Below are 17,052 nucleotides of genomic sequence, written 5' to 3' on the forward strand. Positions count from 1 at the left end.
CACGGCCGGGCCGCGCCTGTAGGCTTGCCGCGTGACTGTTGCGGTGCGTGTGATCCCCTGCCTGGACGTGGATGCCGGGCGGGTCGTCAAAGGCGTGAACTTCGAGAACCTGCGCGACGCGGGCGACCCCGTGGAACTCGCGGCCGCCTACGACGCCGCCGGCGCCGACGAGCTGACGTTCCTCGACGTCAGCGCCTCCTCCGGCGACCGGGCCACCATGTACGACGTCGTCGCCCGCACCGCCGAACAGGTCTTCATCCCCCTCACCGTCGGCGGCGGCGTCCGCACCCCCGACGACGTCGACCGGCTCCTGCGCGCCGGCGCCGACAAAGTCGGCATCAACACCGCGGCCATCGCCCGGCCCGAAGTCATCTCCGAGATCGCCGAACGATTCGGCAACCAGGTGCTCGTGCTCTCGGCCGACGTCGCCTCCGGCCGCGACACCGACTCGGGCTGGGAAGTCACCACCCACGGCGGCCAGAAGCGGTCCACCGGGCTCGACGCCGTCGAATGGTGCGCCCGCGCCGCCGAACTCGGCGCAGGGGAGATCCTGCTCAACTCCATCGACTCCGACGGCATGAAGCAGGGCTTCGACCTCAAACTCATCGCCGCCGTGCGCGCGGCCGTCGACATCCCGCTCATCGCCTCCGGCGGCGCGGGCAAAGCCGCCGACTTCCCTCCGGCCGTCGACGCCGGCGCCGACGCGGTCCTCGCCGCATCGATCTTCCACTTCGGCGACGTCACGATCGGCGAAGTCAAGCAGGAACTCAAGAACGCCGGCCACCCCGTCCGCTGACGCCGACGGCGCCGGCCACACCCTGGTCCAGCGGCCAGACCGCTCGGGAACGCTGACGAACCAGAACGCAGCCCCGCTCCCGCACGCAACCGGCGCTCCAACGCCGGCAGCGAATTCGCCGCGATACGCCGCCGACAACCGTGAACGGATGTCCGTCGCAGAGCAGACCACCTCTGCAAATCGACCGCTCACAAGCTGCACCGAGACCAGCCCCGTCTCGACCCTGCCTCACGGGAACGACACCTTCCCGGACCATGCCGCCCGATCCAAGGCGCCGACCTGCCGGAACGGACAAAGCGCGAAACCGGTTGGCGACCGCCGCGCGCGCGAGGCATGATTGCTAGCGGTTGCTTGCCGACCGGCTAGCCAGCGCGCGACACCTGGCGCCCGAACCCACCCGACCGGAGACCCAATGACGCTGCCCACCAGCGACGCCGCACCGTCCCTCGACGATCAGCCCGCTGACGACCGCATCCTCCGCCAAGGTCTGCGGAACATCGGCGACATGATCCGACTCCAACCCAAACCCTTCGCAGTCGGCGCCGCCGGAGCCATGGCCAACACCGCCATGACCCTCTTCCTCTCCTTTGTCGTCGGCTGGGTCGTCTCCGGCATCGCCGTACCCGCCTACGAGAACGGCGAAGTCGCCTTCGGCACCGTCATGATCGGCGTCGCCGCCCTCCTCGGCACCTCCATCATCCGCTTCTCCACCATGTGCGCCCGCCGCATCGGCGCCGGCGTCATGATGTTCAGCGTCCAAGCCCACTGGCGCCGCCAGATCACCCGCCGCTACCTCGCCCTCCCCCTCTCCTGGCACCAGAAGCACCCCACCGGCACCCTCCTCTCCAACGCCAACGCCGACGTCGAAGCCGCCACCCGCCCCCTCGCCCCCCTCCCCTTCGCCGTCGGCACCCTCTTCATGGTCGCCGTCGCCATGGTCGCCTTCTTCTGGATCGACTGGGCCATCGCCCTCGTCGCCCTCGGCATGTTCCCCGCACTCTTCGCCCTCAACGCCCTCTTCGCCACCAAGATGGCCCCCCGCGCCAAACGCGCCCAAGAACTCCGCGCCGAAGTCTCCGCCGTCGGCCACGAATCCTTCGACGGCGCCCTCGTCGTCAAGGCCATGGGCCGCGAAGCCGCCGAAACCGAACGCTTCAGCGCCTCCGCCGAAGAACTCCGCGACGCCATGATCGGCGTCGGCCGCCTCCGCGCCGCCTTCGAACCCGCCATCTCCGGCCTCCCCGAGATCGGCGTCCTCGTCGCCCTCCTCGTCGGCCTCGCCCGCTTCGAAGCCGGCGCGATCGACCTCGGCCAACTCGTCACCGTCTCCTTCATGTTCTCCGTCCTCGCCTTCCCCGTCCGCGCTATCGGCTGGGTCCTCGGCGACCTCCCCGGCTCCGTCGTCGGCCGCCGCCGCGTCGACCACGTCCTCTCCGCCACCGGCGACATGGCCTACGGCCGCAGCGAACTCCCCGACACCACCGCCCCCGCCCGCCTCGGCTTCGACGCCGTCGCCTACGCCTACCCCGACGGCCACGAAGCCCTCCGCGAAGTCACGTTCACCGTCGAACCCGGCACCACCGTCGCCCTCGTCGGCGCCACCGGCTCCGGCAAATCCACCCTCGCCCACCTCGCCGCCCGCCTCATCGACCCCACCCGCGGCACCGTCACCCTCGACGGCACCGACCTGCGCGACCTCACCCACGGCAGCCTCGCCCGCACCACCGCGCTCGTCCAGCAGATCCCCTTCGTCTTCGACGACACCGTCCGCGCCAACCTTGCCCTCGACCGCGCCGGACTCACCGACGACCGCCTCTGGGACGCCCTCGTCGCCGCCGGCGCCGAAAAATTCACCGCCGCACTCGAAGACGGCCTCGACACCGAAGTCGGCGAACGCGGCACCACCCTCTCCGGCGGCCAGCGCCAACGCCTCACCCTCGCCCGCGCCCTCGCCGGCGCACCACGGCTCCTCATCCTCGACGACGCCACCAGCGCCGTCGACCCCAAAGTCGAATCCCAGATCCTCAGAGGACTCAAGGACTCCGCCGACGCCGCCAGCGTCCTCGTCGTCGCCTACCGCAGAGCCACCATCGCCCTCGCCGACGAAGTCGTCTTCCTCGAAGACGGCCGCATCACCGCCCGCGGCCCCCACCACGAGCTCCTGCGCACCCACCAGCCCTACGCCGACCTCGTCACCGCCTACGAACGGGCCGAGGCCGAACGCGAGTTCAACGACGAGGAGGCCGCCGCGTGAGCACGCAGCAGGAGACCCCCACCCAGCCCGGCCCCTGGCAGACCGTCAAACGCGGCCTGCGGCTATCACCCGAACTGCGCCGCGGCCTCGGCTTCACCGTGTTCCTCGCCGCCGTCACCTCCATCGGACGCCTCGTCGTCCCGATCGGCGCCCAGCAGGTCCTCGACAAGGGCCTCCTCGGCCCGGGCGGCCCTGACATCGGCTACGTCGTCCTCGTCGCTTTCCTCGGCGTCGCCGCCCTACTGGTGACGACCGGCACGAACTACCTCATGAACCGCCGGCTGTTCGTGGTCTCGGAGCACGCGCTGGCGTCGCTGCGGCGCAGGACGTTCCGGCACATCCACGACCTGTCGATGCTGCACCAGCAGTCGGAGCGGCGCGGCGCGCTGACGGCGCGGGTGACCACGGACATCGACCAGGTGAGCACCTTCCTGCAGCAGGGCGGCATGGTCCTGGTGACCGCGGCCGCGCAGATCGTGGTCGCCACGGTGGTCATGGCGGTCTACTCGTGGCAGCTGGCGATCGCGGTGTGGATCGTGTTCATCCCCGTGACCTGGCTGATCAAATGGCTGCAGGGCCATCTGGCCGCCGCTTACACCGACGTGCGCAAGAGCGTGTCCAAGATGCTCTCGGCCGTCGCCGAGTCGGTGGTCGGCGCGGGCACGGTGCGCGCGTACGGTGTCGGCTCGCGCACGAGCGAGCGGCTCGACGCCTCGATCGAGGAGCACCGCCGCGACCAGACCCGCGCGATCAGCCGCTCGGCGTTCTCGTTCGGCGCCGGTGAGCTGGTGTATCTGGGTGTCAACGTGATCGTGGTGGTCCTGGGCGCGTTCCTGGTCGCGGACGGCTCGATGACCGTGGGGGAGCTGACGGCGTTCCTGTTCCTGGTCATCCTCTTCACCCAGCCGGTCGTGATCGGCACCGAGACGCTCAACGAGGCCCAGAACGCGGTCTCGGGCTGGCGCCGTGTGCTCGACATCGTCGACACCGAGCCCGACGTCGCCGACCCGGTCGACGGCCGAGCCCTTCCCGAAGGGCCCCTCGGGGTCACGTTCGAGGGCGTGCGGTTCGCCTACCCGGGCGGGGAGGAGGTGCTGCACGGCATCGACGTCGAGATCCCGGCGCACGCGAAGGTCGCGGTGGTCGGCGAGACCGGCTCGGGCAAGACCACGTTCGCCAAGCTGCTGACGCGCCTGATGGACCCGACCGCCGGGCAGGTCCGCATCGGCGGGGTCCCGCTCACCGAGGTGACCTTCGCGTCGCTGCGGGGCCGGGTGACGATGGTGCCCCAGGAGGGTTTCCTCTTCAACGGCACCCTCGCCCACAACGTGCGCTTCGCCCGGCCCGACCTCACGGATGCCGAGATCTATGTGGCGTTCGCCGAACTCGGCCTCGACGACTGGCTCGAGACCCTGTCGGCCGGGCTCGACACCGAGCTCGGAGAGAGCGGCGCGAACCTGAGTGTCGGTGAGCGCCAACTGGTCTCGCTGGTGCGGGCCTATGTGGCCGACCCCGACCTGCTCGTGCTCGATGAGGCGACCAGTGCCGTCGACCCGGCCACGGAGCTGCGGCTCTCGTCGGCGCTCGACGCGGTCACCCGGGGGCGCACCACGGTGATCATCGCGCACCGTTTGTCGACGGCTGAGACCTCGGATGAGGTGCTGGTCTTCGACGCAGGGAACCTCGTGCAGCACGGCCCTCATGCCGAGCTGGCCGCCGAGGCCGGCTCGGTGTACGCCGGGTTGCACGGCTCCTGGGTGGAGCAGACCCGCTCGAACTGAACTGGATGAGCCGAACTGAACCCGAGCGCAAACTGACTGAGCTGTGCTCGACTCTGTTGTAGCGGGGGCGGTCGGCCTGGCTAGGGCCGACCGCCGCCTCGCTGCCGCGGCGGTCTGATGCAGGTGCCGTCGGCGCGGGAGCCATCCCGCGCCTCCGATCTTCCGGCGGACCGCGGTACCCCTACCTACCGCCGACCTACACCAAAACTGAAGCCAGCCTCCCACAGAAAGTCAAGACACTCAAGGATCCTTTTTCGCCTGTGGATAACTCCGGGCAAGGGAGGTGAGTGGTTGTTATTTTGCCTGTTCGGGAGGGTGTGGATAACTTGTCGAGGATGGTTCGCTTCTTATTCGGCGGTCGTGAGGACGATCTTTCCGATGGTGCGGCCGGTCGCCAGGGCTTCGTGGGCCTTCGCCACGTGCTCGAGCGGGAAGGTCGCTGACACGGTGGGCCGCAGCCGGCCTGCTTCGACGAGGGCCGTGAGGGCGCGGAGGCCGGTCTGGTCGGGTTCGACGATCATGAAGCCGGATTTGATCCGGGCCTCCTCGGCGGCGGGGACCTCGGCGGGGCCGGGGAGGGTGATGAGGTGGCCGCCGTTCCGCACCACCGGTGCGGAGCGGGCGGTGTACTCGTCGCCGACGCCGTCGAGCACGATGTCGATGTCGTTGACCTCGACGGCGAAATCGACCGCAGTGTAGTCGACGACCTCGTCAGTGCCGAGGCCGCGGAGATAGTCGTGCTTGGCGGCGCTCGCAGTGGCGATCACGTAGGCGCCCTTGGCTTTGGCGATCTGGACCGCCAGGTGGCCGACCCCGCCTGCGGCGGCGTGGACTAGGACCCGCTGGCCCGCTTCGACGCCCGCGATGTCGACGAGCGCCTGGTAGGCGGTGAGCCCCGCCAGCGGCAGCGCGGCCGCCTCGGCGTGGGTCAGGCCCGCGGGCTTGGGCGCGAAGTGCCGCGCGGGCGCGGTCACGTACTCCGAATAGCCGTTCGCGAACTGCGGGAACCGCGGCATGCCGTACACCTCGTCGCCGACCGCGAAGAGCCGCACGCCGAAACCGACCGCTTCGACCGTGCCCGAGACGTCCCAGCCGAGCGTGAACGGGGGCTTGCGGGCCTGGAGCCCGCCGAAGGCCCGGGACTTCCAGTCCACCGGGTTGGTCCCGGCGGCGCGGACCCGCACCAGGATCTCGCCGACGCCCGGCTCGGGGCGTTCGACCTCGACGACCTTGAGGACTTCGGGTCCGCCGAGCTCGTCCTGGGTGACGGTGCGCATCATGGCCATAGTGGATTCCTTTCCATCGCTGCGGTGCAGTGGAGACCAGTCTGCTGCGGCGCCGGGCCACCGCCCAGTGGCCCGGAGGCCATGATGTGAAAGTATCGGGCCATGACTCGAACCGAACGCCCCCACCGCGTCGCGGTGCTGGCCCTCGACGGCGTGATGCCCTTCGAACTCGGTGTGCCGCACCGGATCTTCTCGGCCGCCGTCGTCGACGGCCGGCCCCGATACGAGCTGCGGGTGTGCTCGCTCGACGGCGGCCCGGTCCGCACCTGCGGCGGCGGCTTCTCCCTCGCCGTCGAGCACGGACCCGAGGCGCTGGCCTGGGCCGACACCGTCATCGTCGCCACGGTCGACCCCGCCGGCCCCGGCTGCGACATGCCGCCGAACCCGCCGGGGCTCGCGGCGGCGTTCGCGGCCGTCCGGCCCGACGCCCGCATCGTCTCCTTCTGCAGCGCCGCGTTCGTCCTCGCCGAGCTCGGACTCCTCGACGGCAGGACCGCGACCACCCACTGGATGCTGACCGACCGCTTCCGCGAGCGGTTCCCGGCCGTCGACGTCGACCCCGACGTGCTGTTCGTCGACGAGGGCCGCATCCTCACCTCGGCGGGCGCCGGAGCGGCCGTCGACCTCTGCCTGCACCTGGTCCGCCGCGACCACGGCAGCGCCCTCGCCAACGCCGTCGCCCGCCGGTGCGTCGTCCCGCCCTGGCGGGAAGGCGGGCAGGCCCAGTTCATCGAGCGGGCCGTGCCCGAACCCGACGACGCCGGCACCGCCGTCGCGCGTGAATGGGCGCTCGCCAACCTCGACCGGCCCATCGGCGTGGACGACCTGGCCCGCCGGGCGAGCATGAGCCGGCGCAACTTCACGCGCCGCTTCCGGGCCGAGACCGGCCTCAGCCCCGTGCAGTGGCTGGTGCGCCAGCGCGTCGAGTTCGCCCGGCACCTGCTGGAGGCCACGGACCTGTCGGTGGACCAGGTCGCCGCGCGCGCCGGGCTCGGCACGGGCGTGTCGCTGCGCCAGCATCTGCGGGCGGCGGTCGGGGTCTCGCCTTCGGCGTACCGCAAGACGTTCCAGCGGTCCGGAGCGGACGGAGCGCCGGCGGGGGCCGCTCCCGTCAGGGGATGAGCAGGAGCTTCCCGGTGGTCCTGCGGTCCTGCAGGGCCTGGTGGGCTTCGGGGGCCTCTTCGAGTCGGAAGGTCTCGCCGACGCGGACGAGGAGGTCGTCGTCCTCGATCATCTGGAAGACCTCGCCGGCGCGCCACAGGTACTCCTCGCGGGTCGCGGTGAAGTCGTGGAGGGTCGGGCGGGTGAGGATGAGCGAGCCGCCTTTGTGGAGGTCCTGCGGGTCGACGGGCGGGACGGGGCCGCTGGCCTGGCCGTAGAGGGCCATGACGCCGCGGCGGCGGAGCGCGCCGAGGCCTTCGGCGAAGGTGGTCTTGCCGACGCCGTCGTAGACGGCCGCGACGCCTTCGCCGCCGGTGAGCTCGCGGGCTTTGGCGCCGAAGCCCTCGTAGCGCATGACGTGGTCGGCGCCGTTCTGGCGGGCGAGTTCGGCTTTCGCGTCGGTGGAGACGGTGGCGATGACCTTGCCGCCCTTGCTCTTGACCATCTGGGTGAGCAGGAGGCCCATGCCGCCGGCGGCGGCGTGGACGATGACGGTGTCGCCTTCCTGGACGGGGTAGACGGTGTTGCACAGGTAGTGGGCGGTGAGGCCTTGGAGCATGACGGCGGCGGCGGTCTCGACGGCGACCTTCTCGGGGACGGGCACGAACTGGTCGGCGTCGCCCACGACGAGGTCGGCGTAGGAGCCGGGGACGCTCTTCCAGGCGACTTCGTCCCCGACGGCGAAGCCGGTGACGCCGGCGCCGATCGCGGTCACATACCCGCCGCCTTCGAGGCCGGGCGTGAACGGCAGCGGGAGCCCGTAAGCGCCGGTGCGGTGGTAGACGTCGATGAAGTTGACGCCGGCGGCGGCGACCTTGACGGCGATCTGGCCGGGGCGGGGGCCGGGGTCGTCGCCCTCGAGCACTCGCATCACGCCCGGCCCGCCGGTCTGCTCGACCACGATCGCCTTCATGAGGATTCCTTCCGCCGCAGGGTCATCCCATAAAATAGCAGCGGTCGGCGGCCGTCACTCCTCCGTGCTGCTGCGCTTGCTGCCCGCGCCGAAGCGGAGGCGGCTGCGGCCCCACCGGTTGGGGTCGGCGGTGCGGGAGTCGACCTCTTCGCCCACGAGTTTGCGGATCGCGTCGCGGAATCCCTTGTGCCGCAGCTGGTGGCGCAGCGGGTGCGAGGCGGGGTCCTGGACGAGCTCCTTCATCAGGGCGACGCACAGCAGGAGCATGACGATGACGAACGGGAGCGCGACGACGATCGTCGCGTTCTTGAGGCCCTGGAGGCCGCCGGAGAGCAGCAGGACGGCCGCGACCGCGCCGATCGTGGCGCCCCAGAAGACGACGAGCGGCTTCTTCGGGGCGAGGGACCCGTGGCTGGAGAGGGACCCGAGGACGAGCGAGGCCGAGTCCGCGCCGGTCACGAAGTAGATCGCGACGAGCACCATCGACAGGCCGGAGAGCAGGCTGTAGAGCGGCAGGGACTCCAGGAGGGCGAACAGGGAGTACTCCTCGCCGAGGGCGACGGCGTCGCTGAAGTCCTCGCCGTGGTTCTGCTGCCACAGGGCCGTGCCGCCGAGGATCGCGAACCACAGTGTCGAAGCGGCCGAGGGGATGAGGAGGACGCCGACGACGAACTGGCGGATGGTGCGCCCGCGGGAGATGCGGGCGATGAACGTGCCCACGAAGGGCGCCCAGGACAGCCACCACGCCCAGTAGAAGATCGTCCAGGTGCCCATCCACTCCGCGCCGCCGAACGCGCCCGTGGCGCTGGAGATGCCGACGAGGTCGGTGAGATAGCCGCCGATGGCGCTGGGCCACGCGTCGAGGATGAACAGGGTCGGGCCGGCGAAGAACACGAACACGACCAGGAACAGGGCGAGGACCACGTTCGTGGTCGAGAGCCACTTGACGCCGCGGTGGACGCCCGAGAACGCCGAGGCGACGAACGCGGCCGTGAGCGCGACGATGACGATGAGCTCGAGCTGGGTCGAGTCGGGGACGCCCACGACGATGTCGAGGCCGACGGCGACCTGGAGCGCGCCCAGGCCGAGGCTCGCGGCGGTGCCGAAGACGGTGGCGAACACGGCGAGGAGGTCGATGGCGCGGCCGGTCGCCGGCCCCCACCGGCGCCCGGCCGTCAGGGGCGCGAACGCGTCGCTCATGTTGTTGCCGCGCTGCTTGCGGAACGTCGAGTAGCCGAGGGCGAGCCCGGCGACGGCGTAGATCGCCCACGGGTGCAGTCCCCAGTGGAAGAACGAGTAGACGAGCGCGCCCTCGGTCAGCTCGTCGTTGTAGTGGGGGGAGGCGGGGTCGAGTTCGAGCGGCGGGGGCGCGTCGAAGTAGTGGGCGAGGGGCTCGGCCACGCCGTAGAACATGAGGCCGATGCCCATGCCGGCGGCGAACATCATGGAGATCCACGGGAGCGTCCCGAACTCGGGCTCCTCCTGGGCGTTCGCGGCGAGCTTGATGTTCCCGTACCGGCTCGCGGCGATGTAGACCGCGAGGACCACGAAGATGTTCCCGGCGATGATGAACAGCCACGCGAAGTTCACGATGACCCAGTTCAGGGCCGCGGTGGAGCCGTCCTCGAACTGGTCGGGGAAGACCGCGCCGAAGGCGATGACGGCGAGGATGACGACCGCGCTGATCCAGAACACCGGCCGGTCGACCGGGTGCGTCGCCTGCCGCTCGGCCGCGACCGGCGGGAGGGGCGCCGCCGGGGCGTCCTCGGGTCCGGTGGGCGGTATCGCGGTCGTTGCCATCGGGCGGGCTCCGTTCGTCGATCCAGTGGCGCTGCAGTCACCATAAGTGACGAAACTGACGCGATCGGGCGGTTTGCGGAGCCTGCGCCGCGCTCACTCCCGCCGGTACACCAGCAGCGCGACCTCCCCGATCGCCCGCGTCTCCGCCAAGCGCAGCGGTCGCCGCGGGGACTGCGGGAACGCCGCGGCGTGCACGAACTTCGGCCCGCCCGCGCTCCCCAGCAGGAACGGCGCCACCGCCAGATGCACCTCGTCGACGAGGTCCTCGGAGAGGAACAGGGTGTGGACGGTGCCGCCGCCCTCCACCAGCAGGCGGTCGACGCCGCGCCGCGCCAGGTCGTCGAGGGCCTGGCGCGGGTCGGCCGGGCCCTCGCCCAGCGAGACGACCTCGGCCGCCGCAGGCCCCAGCGGGCACGCCTCCCGGCCGCGGTCGCTCGTGTACACCACGACCGGCCCGCCCTCGCCGTCGAACACGCGCGCGGCCGGGTCGAGGTCGCCCGAGGGCGAGAACACCACCCGCAGCGGCGACGCGGGCCGTCCCGCGGCCTCCCGGGCGGCGCGGCGCTCCGCCGATCGCACCAGCAGCCGCGGGTCGTCCGCCCGCACCGTGCCCGCGCCGACCGCGATCGCGTCCACCCCCGCGCGCACGCCGTCGACGCGGTCGAAGTCGGCCGCGTTCGAGAGCATCAGCCGCTTCGGGGACACGTCGTCGAGGTAGCCGTCGAGACTCATCGCGGCCGAAACGATCACATAAGGGCGCTCCATGCCCCCGAGAATCCCACGATGCACTCCCGACCGGGGCCGGGTGGCGGCGCCCGCTGGGGAGCGATCACAATCAGTAGACGTGGAAGCAGGACAGACCAGCGACGACGTGATCGCGAACCTCACGTTCAACGCGGACGGACTCGTCCCCGCCATCGCGCAGCAGCACGACACGGGCGAAGTCCTCATGCTCGCGTGGATGGACGCCGAGGCGCTGCGGCGCACCGTCGCCACCCGCAAGGCCACCTACTGGTCGCGCAGCCGCGGCGAGTACTGGGTCAAGGGCGAGACGTCCGGCCACCACCAGGCGGTCGTCTCGGTCGCGGTCGACTGCGACGGCGACACCGTCCTGCTCCAGGTCGACCAGACCGGTCCGGCCTGCCACACCGGCACCCGCACCTGCTTCACCGGAAGGGAGATCGCATGAGCGAAGCGAACGACGACACCCGCGACGCCGCGACCAGCGCCGCCGACCCGCGCGCCGCCGAACGCACCCGCGTCCTCCTCGCAGGGATCCTCGCGGCCGCCCTCGCCGCGCTCGCCGCCTCCCGCGACTGGATCACCACCACGGAGACCGGGCACGCCGGCATCACCGCCACCACCGCCCAGGCCGGCACCGACCTCGCCTCCTGGGCCCTGCCGTGCGCGCTCGCGGGCGGCGCCGCCTTCCTCGCGATGCTCGCCGCCGGCAACCGCGCCCGCCGCGCCCTCGGCGTCGTCGCCGCCCTCGCCGGCCTCGCGACCGCCCTCGGCGGCGCCCTCCACCTCGACGCCGGCCCTTGGCCGATCGCCACGGCCGCCGCCGCCCTCGCCCTCGCCGCCGCCGGAGCCGCCACCACCGCCCGCGCCGGCACCTGGCCCGACAGCAGCTCCCGCTACGAGGCGGCACCCGACGGCGCCAACGACAAGGCCATAGCAGAGGACCCGGTGTCCCTGTGGAACGCCCTCGACTCCGGCGAGGACCCCTCGTCGCCTAATATTTCGGCATCGGCGCAGGAGAAGGGACGATCTTAGGTGAACGTGCTGGAGCAGATCATCACCGAAGTCCGCGCCGATCTCGAACGGCGCCAGACCGAGACCCCCATCGAGAAGATCCGCGAGCGCGCCGAGGCCGCCCGCCCCGCCCTCGACGGGTACGCCGCCCTCTCCGGCGGCGGTGTCAGCGTCATCGCCGAGGTCAAACGCGCCTCCCCCTCCAAGGGCGCCCTCGCCGACATCCCCGACCCGGCCGTGCTCGCCGCCGAGTACGCCGCGGGCGGCGCGTCCGTCATCTCGGTCCTCACCGAGCAGCACTACTTCAAAGGCAGCCTCGACGACCTCGACGCCGTCCGCGCCAAGGTCCAGATCCCGGTCCTCCGCAAGGACTTCGTGGTCTCCCCCTACCAGGTGCTCGAAGCCCGCGCCCACGGCGCCGACCTCGTCCTCCTCATCGTCGCCGCCCTCGACCAGGACACCCTCGTCTCGCTCCACGAGCGCATCGAAGGCCTCGGCATGACCGCCCTCGTCGAAGTCCACACCGAGTACGAGGCCGACCGGGCCCTGCGCGCCGGCGCCAAAGTCATTGGCGTCAACGCCCGCGACCTGACTACGCTCGACGTGGACCGCTCGGTGTTCGAGCGGATCGCCCCCGGCCTGCCCCGCGACGTCGTCAAAGTCGCGGAGTCCGGCGTCAGGGGCACCCGCGACCTCATCCGCTACGCCAGCGCCGGAGCCGACGCCGTGCTCGTGGGCGAGGGCGTGGTCAAGACGAAGAGCCCGCGCGACGCCGTCGCCGAGCTCGTCACCGCCGGGTCCCACCCGGCCACGCCGCGCCCGCTGTAGCGGCCGCGGGGGGCAACACACAGGTCAGCCCGAAGGCGCGCGGGAGCGCGCCCGGGCAGCGAGCAGCGAAGGGGAGCGAACACCGTGCCTAATCCAGATGCCAGCGGCCACTGGGGCGAGTTCGGGGGCCGCTTCGTCCCCGAGGCGCTCATCGCCGCCCTCGACGAGCTCGAGGCCGCCCACACCGCCGCGCTGGCGGACCCGGCGTTCATGGCCGAGCTCGACAAGCTGGGCCGCGAGTACGGGAACCTGCCGTCGCCGCTGTACTTCGCCGAGCGGCTCTCGGAGGAGACCGGGGTCGAGGTGTGGCTCAAGCGCGAGGACCTCAACCACACGGGCGCGCACAAGATCCGCAACGTCCTGGGCCAGGCCCTGCTGACGAAGCGGATGGGCAAGACCCGGATCATCGCCGAGACCGGCGCGGGCCAGCACGGGGTCGCCTCGGCGACGGCGGCGGCCTACTTCGGGCTCGAGTGCACGGTGTACATGGGCGAGGAGGACACGCGCCGGCAGGCGCTGAACGTCGCCCGGATGCGCCTGCTGGGCGCGGAGGTCGTGCCGGTCACGACCGGGTCGCGCACGCTGAAGGACGCCATGAACGAGGCCCTGCGCGAGTGGGTCGCCTCGGTGGACCACACGCACTACCTGATCGGGTCGGTCGGCGGACCGGCGCCGTTCCCGCAGCTGGTGCGGGACTACTGCCGGGGCATCGGCGACGAGGCCCGCGCCCAGTTCCTCGAGCGCACCGGGTCGCTGCCCGACGTGGTGGCGGCGTGCGTGGGCGGCGGTTCGAACGCGATGGGGATCTTCACCGCGTTCCTCGACGACGCCGACGTGAAGCTGTACGGGTTCGAGGCGGGCGGGGACGGCTACGACACCGGCCGGCACGCCGCGACGATCACGGCCGGGCAGATCGGCGTCCTGCACGGGGCGCGCACGTTCGTGCTGCAGGACGAGGACGGGCAGACGATCGAGTCGCACTCGATCTCGGCCGGGCTCGACTACCCGGGCGTGGGCCCCGAGCACGCGCACCTGGCCGCGACCGGCCGGGCCGCGTACGAGCCGGTGGACGACGCGGAGGCCATGGCGGCCTTGGAGAAGCTGGCCCGCACCGAGGGCATCATCTGCGCGATCGAGTCCGCGCACGGCCTGGCGGGGGCGCTGCGGCTCGCGAAGGGCCTCAAGCCCGGCGCGCGGGTCCTGGTGAACCTGTCGGGGCGCGGCGACAAGGACATGGGCAACGTGGTCGAGTACTTCGGCTTCGCGAACGAGAAGGGGGCGTAGGGGTGCTGCACGCTGCGGACGCTTTCGCGAAGACCAGGGCCGAAGAGCGGGCGGCGCTCGTGGGGTACCTGCCCGCGGGCTACCCGACGCTCGCCGACTCGATCAAGGCCGTGGAGATCATGATCGACCACGGGGCCGACATGATCGAGCTGGGCCTGCCGTACTCGGATCCGGTGATGGACGGGCCGGCGATCCAGAAGGCCGCCGACCAGGCGCTGGCGGGCGGGTTCCGGACCCGGCAGGTGTTCGAGGTGACCGAGGCGGTCGCGGGCCGCGTCCCGATCCTCGTCATGACGTACTGGAACCTGGTGGAGCGGTACGGGGTCGAGCGGTTCGCGCGCGATTTCGCGGCCGCGGGCGGGGCCGGGCTCATCACGCCGGACCTGATCCCGGACGAGGCGGGGGAGTGGATCGCCGCTTCGGACGCGCACGGCCTGGACCGGGTGTTCCTCGTCGCGCCCTCGTCCACTGAGGAGCGGATCGCTTCCACGGTGGCCGCCTGTCGCGGGTTCGTGTACGCGCAGTCGGTCATGGGCGTCACCGGCGCCCGCGCCGCCACGTCGGCGGCCGCGCCGCTGCTGGTCGAGCGCACCCGCAAGCACACCGACCTGCCGATCGGCGTCGGGCTCGGGGTCCGCTCGGGCGACCAGGCCGCCGAGATCGGCGCGTACGGCGACGCGGTCATCGTCGGCTCCGCGATCGTCAACTGCTACTTGGAGTCCGACGACATCCCGGCCGGGCACCAGAAGCTCGCCGAGCTCACCGCGGACCTCGCCGAGGGCGTCCGCCGCTAGCGTTGCGCGCAGCCCCGCGGGCCCGGCCCGCGGGGCTGCGCCGTGCCCGGGGGCGATTTGCGTGCTATGCGATACCGGCGGCGGCGCCGGTGGGACCGGCTCGGGGCCGTGCCAGGGCCCGCCCGCGCAACCGATAGGTTTACTCGTCGTGGACCTCGCATACATTCCGAGCCCGTCGGAGTCCGTCTGGCACCTCGGCCCCATCCCGATCCGCGCCTACGCGCTGTGCCTCATCGCCGGCATCGTCGCCGCCTGCTGGATCGCCGAGGCGCGGATGCGCTCGCGCGGCGCCCCCAAATGGGCCGTGCTCGACATCGCCGTGTGGGCCGTGCCGTTCGGCATCGTCGGCGCCCGCCTCTACCACGTCTTCACCAGCCCTGACGCCTACTTCGGCCCCGACGGGGACCCGTGGAAGGCCCTGGCGGTGTGGGAGGGCGGCCTGGGCATCCCCGGCGCGGTCCTCCTCGGCGCCGTCGGCGTCTGGCTCGGATGCCGCCAGCTGAAGCTCCCGTTCGCGATGGTCGCGGACGCGGTCGTGCCCGGCATCCCCGTCGGGCAGGCCATCGGCCGCCTCGGCAACTGGTTCAACCAGGAGCTGTACGGCAAGCCCCTCGACGCCTGGTGGGCCGTCTCCATCGACGTCGACCACCGGGTCGCCGGGTACTCCGAGTACGCGACGTTCCACCCGACGTTCCTGTACGAACTGCTGTGGAACCTCGGGGTCGCGGCCGTGCTGATCCTCGCCGACCGGAAGTGGAAGTTCGGGGCCGGGCGCGCCGTCGCCCTCTTCGTCGTCCTGTACTGGACCGGCCGGTTCTGGATCGAGGGCCTGCGCATCGACCCCGCCGAGGGCGCGCTGGGGCTCCGCCTCAACCAGTGGGTGAGCATCGTCGTCGTGGCCGGCGCCATCGTCTACCTGCTGCTCGTGCGCGGGCGCCGGCAGGTGTTCGTCCTCGACGGCGGCGAACGCGTCACCGTCGACTGGGACTCTCCCGAAGCCGAGGCCGCGGGTTACGTGGACGGGGTCCTCCCCAAGGGCGCCGAGCCGGGCGAGATCGCAGACGCCGCCGACGAAGCCGACGACGACGCGGTGGCCGCGCCCGACCGGCCCGAGGACGACGTGATCGCCGACGAGTCGGCCGCCGAGGAACCCCCGGCCGCGGGCACGACCCGCGACGACAGCTGACCGCCGATCCCCCGGGCAGGTGCAGATGCAGAACCGAAGAGCCGTAGTCGTCGGCGCCGGCGTCGCCGGGCTCGCCAGCGCGATCGTCCTGTCCCGCTTGGGGTGGAGGGTCGCGCTGCTCGAGCGGCGCGAGCGGTTGAAGGGCGAGAACCTGGGCATGGTCCTGTGGGCCTCGGGCGTGCGCGCGCTGCGCGCGCTCGGGGTCGACGCGCTGCTCGACGCCTCCGGGACCCCGGTGGACCGGTTCGAGATCCGCAGCGAGGAGCGGCTGTCGAGCTCGTTCGCGGCGGCGATGCTCGGGGCCGACGACGGCACGCCTTCGGTGATGGTGCACACCGCGATGCTGTACGAGGCGCTGGTGTCGCGGCTCGGCGACAGCGTCGAGGTGCATCCGGCGACGCAGGTCGACCGGATCGACCTGGTGGACCTCGCGGCCGGTGACGCGTCGCGCCGGTGGGACGCCGACCTCGTGGTCGCCGCCGACGGCATCGACTCGCCGACCCGTCAGCTCGTCGCCCCCGGTTCACCCACAGTGGACGCCGGGGTGGTGTGCTTCCGCGGGCTCGTGCCCGCGCACCGCGCGCCCGAGCGCACCACGGACGCCGTCGAGATCTACGGGCCCGACCGCCGCCGGTTCGGCTACGGCGACCTCGGGCACGCCGGGGCGTGCTGGTGGGCGACGGTGCCGGGCGGGATGCGCCCGGAGTCGCCGCAGATCCAGCACGAGCTCATCAACCGGTGGTTCGCGGACTGGCCCGCGCCGGTGGGGAAGTTCATCGCCGCGACGCGGCCTTCGGAGCTGACGCAGCAGGCGGTGCGGTACGTGTGGCCGGTGCCGCCGGTGCTGCACCAGCAGGTGGGCAATGGCGGCCTGGTGCTCCTCGGCGATGCCGCGCACGGGGTGGCGCCGATCCTCGCGCAGGGCGGCAGCCTCGCCCTGGAGGACGCGGTGACGCTCGGGTGGGCGCTGCGGCGCAGCCCCGATTCGGTGCCCTCGGCCCTCGGCTCCTACGACCGGGCGCGCATGGGGCGCATCAAGCGCGTCGCGCGGCTCTCGCGTCGGGTTCACACGATCGCCTCGGGCGGGCGCGGGATGACGAAGAGCCTGTTGCGGGCGGTCCCGGACTCCTGGGTGCAGAACCAGGCGGCATCGCTCTCGGACTGGCAGCCCCCGCGTTGAGCGCTACCGGCGGGCGCGCCACGGAAACGTGAGC

15 protein-coding genes are annotated in these 17,052 nt (G+C 72.0%); 11 read left to right on the forward strand and 4 right to left on the reverse strand.

What is annotated here, in order from left to right:
• The first annotated feature begins 31 nt into the window (after positions 1 to 31).
• From hisF to AB0K52_RS07430, 3 genes are all read left to right on the forward strand, one after another.
• Positions 32 to 796, forward strand: coding sequence for an imidazole glycerol phosphate synthase subunit HisF (hisF, locus tag AB0K52_RS07420; RefSeq protein WP_363527541.1), 765 nt, complete (start codon positions 32 to 34; stop codon positions 794 to 796).
• A 472-nt stretch (positions 797 to 1,268) separates the two neighbouring features.
• Complete coding sequence (locus AB0K52_RS07425) at positions 1,269 to 3,050, forward strand: ABC transporter ATP-binding protein (protein ID WP_363528373.1); 1,782 nt, start codon at positions 1,269 to 1,271, stop codon at positions 3,048 to 3,050.
• Complete coding sequence (locus AB0K52_RS07430; protein ID WP_363527544.1) at positions 3,047 to 4,831, forward strand: ABC transporter ATP-binding protein; 1,785 nt, start codon at positions 3,047 to 3,049, stop codon at positions 4,829 to 4,831. The genes AB0K52_RS07425 and AB0K52_RS07430 overlap by 4 nt, the downstream gene beginning before the upstream one ends.
• A gap of 347 nt (positions 4,832 to 5,178) precedes the next feature.
• On the opposite strand, the gene AB0K52_RS07435 is transcribed toward AB0K52_RS07430, so the two are convergent.
• Entirely contained in the window at positions 5,179 to 6,108 is a 930-nt protein-coding gene (locus AB0K52_RS07435; RefSeq protein ID WP_363528376.1) for an NADP-dependent oxidoreductase, read from the reverse strand.
• A gap of 111 nt (positions 6,109 to 6,219) precedes the next feature.
• Between AB0K52_RS07435 and AB0K52_RS07440 the strand changes: the two genes are divergently transcribed.
• Positions 6,220 to 7,239: a helix-turn-helix domain-containing protein gene (locus AB0K52_RS07440; protein WP_363527547.1), complete on the forward strand. Its 1,020-nt coding sequence runs from the start codon at positions 6,220 to 6,222 to the stop codon at positions 7,237 to 7,239.
• On the opposite strand, the gene AB0K52_RS07445 is transcribed toward AB0K52_RS07440, so the two are convergent.
• The 3 genes from AB0K52_RS07445 to AB0K52_RS07455 form a co-directional block, all read right to left on the reverse strand.
• Positions 7,229 to 8,191, reverse strand: coding sequence for a quinone oxidoreductase (locus AB0K52_RS07445; protein ID WP_363527549.1), 963 nt, complete (start codon positions 8,189 to 8,191; stop codon positions 7,229 to 7,231). The two genes, AB0K52_RS07440 and AB0K52_RS07445, sit on opposite strands and share 11 nt — an antisense overlap.
• A 54-nt stretch (positions 8,192 to 8,245) precedes the next feature.
• Entirely contained in the window at positions 8,246 to 9,991 is a 1,746-nt protein-coding gene (locus AB0K52_RS07450; protein WP_363527552.1) for a BCCT family transporter, read from the reverse strand.
• A 93-nt stretch (positions 9,992 to 10,084) separates the two neighbouring features.
• A complete protein-coding gene (locus tag AB0K52_RS07455; RefSeq protein ID WP_363527555.1) occupies positions 10,085 to 10,756 on the reverse strand; it encodes a dihydrofolate reductase family protein in 672 nt (223 codons plus the stop codon).
• A 79-nt stretch (positions 10,757 to 10,835) separates the two neighbouring features.
• Here AB0K52_RS07455 and hisI point away from each other — a divergent pair, with 79 nt between their 5' ends.
• From hisI to AB0K52_RS07490, 7 genes are all read left to right on the forward strand, one after another.
• A complete protein-coding gene (gene hisI, locus AB0K52_RS07460) occupies positions 10,836 to 11,180 on the forward strand; it encodes a phosphoribosyl-AMP cyclohydrolase (protein ID WP_270114183.1) in 345 nt (114 codons plus the stop codon).
• On the forward strand, positions 11,177 to 11,767 hold the full coding sequence (locus AB0K52_RS07465; protein ID WP_363527558.1) for a Trp biosynthesis-associated membrane protein: 591 nt from the start codon (positions 11,177 to 11,179) through the stop codon (positions 11,765 to 11,767). Before hisI ends, AB0K52_RS07465 begins: the two co-directional genes overlap by 4 nt.
• On the forward strand, positions 11,768 to 12,574 hold the full coding sequence (gene trpC, locus AB0K52_RS07470; RefSeq protein ID WP_363527561.1) for an indole-3-glycerol phosphate synthase TrpC: 807 nt from the start codon (positions 11,768 to 11,770) through the stop codon (positions 12,572 to 12,574).
• Positions 12,575 to 12,658: 84 nt separating this feature from the next.
• A complete protein-coding gene (gene trpB / locus AB0K52_RS07475) occupies positions 12,659 to 13,858 on the forward strand; it encodes a tryptophan synthase subunit beta (protein WP_363527564.1) in 1,200 nt (399 codons plus the stop codon).
• 5 nt (positions 13,859 to 13,863) lie between these two features.
• Positions 13,864 to 14,652 carry a tryptophan synthase subunit alpha gene (trpA, locus tag AB0K52_RS07480; RefSeq protein WP_363528379.1) on the forward strand — a complete coding sequence of 263 codons (789 nt, stop codon included), beginning with the start codon at positions 13,864 to 13,866 and terminating at the stop codon, positions 14,650 to 14,652.
• 148 nt (positions 14,653 to 14,800) lie between these two features.
• A complete protein-coding gene (gene lgt / locus AB0K52_RS07485; RefSeq protein WP_363527567.1) occupies positions 14,801 to 15,838 on the forward strand; it encodes a prolipoprotein diacylglyceryl transferase in 1,038 nt (345 codons plus the stop codon).
• 25 nt (positions 15,839 to 15,863) lie between these two features.
• A complete protein-coding gene (locus AB0K52_RS07490) occupies positions 15,864 to 17,018 on the forward strand; it encodes an NAD(P)/FAD-dependent oxidoreductase (RefSeq protein WP_363527570.1) in 1,155 nt (384 codons plus the stop codon).
• Positions 17,019 to 17,052: the final 34 nt, after the last annotated feature.

Origin of the sequence: Glycomyces sp. NPDC049804 (assembly GCF_040674615.1) — a bacterium.
Taxonomy (GTDB): Bacteria; Actinomycetota; Actinomycetes; order Mycobacteriales; family Micromonosporaceae; genus Glycomyces; species Glycomyces niveus.

What these genes read in the sequence shown, in the direction of transcription:
- AB0K52_RS07435 (WP_363528376.1), bottom strand. Translation starts at nt 6,108, where the DNA reads ATGCGCACCGTCACCCAGGACGAGCTCGGCGGACCCGAAGTCCTCAAG.
- AB0K52_RS07440 (WP_363527547.1), top strand. Translation starts at nt 6,220, where the DNA reads ATGACTCGAACCGAACGCCCCCACCGCGTCGCGGTGCTGGCCCTCGAC.
- AB0K52_RS07445 (WP_363527549.1), bottom strand. Translation starts at nt 8,191, where the DNA reads ATGAAGGCGATCGTGGTCGAGCAGACCGGCGGGCCGGGCGTGATGCGA.
- AB0K52_RS07450 (WP_363527552.1), bottom strand. Translation starts at nt 9,991, where the DNA reads ATGGCAACGACCGCGATACCGCCCACCGGACCCGAGGACGCCCCGGCG.
- AB0K52_RS07455 (WP_363527555.1), bottom strand. Translation starts at nt 10,756, where the DNA reads ATGGAGCGCCCTTATGTGATCGTTTCGGCCGCGATGAGTCTCGACGGC.
- AB0K52_RS07465 (WP_363527558.1), top strand. Translation starts at nt 11,177, where the DNA reads ATGAGCGAAGCGAACGACGACACCCGCGACGCCGCGACCAGCGCCGCC.
- AB0K52_RS07490 (WP_363527570.1), top strand. Translation starts at nt 15,864, where the DNA reads ATGCAGAACCGAAGAGCCGTAGTCGTCGGCGCCGGCGTCGCCGGGCTC.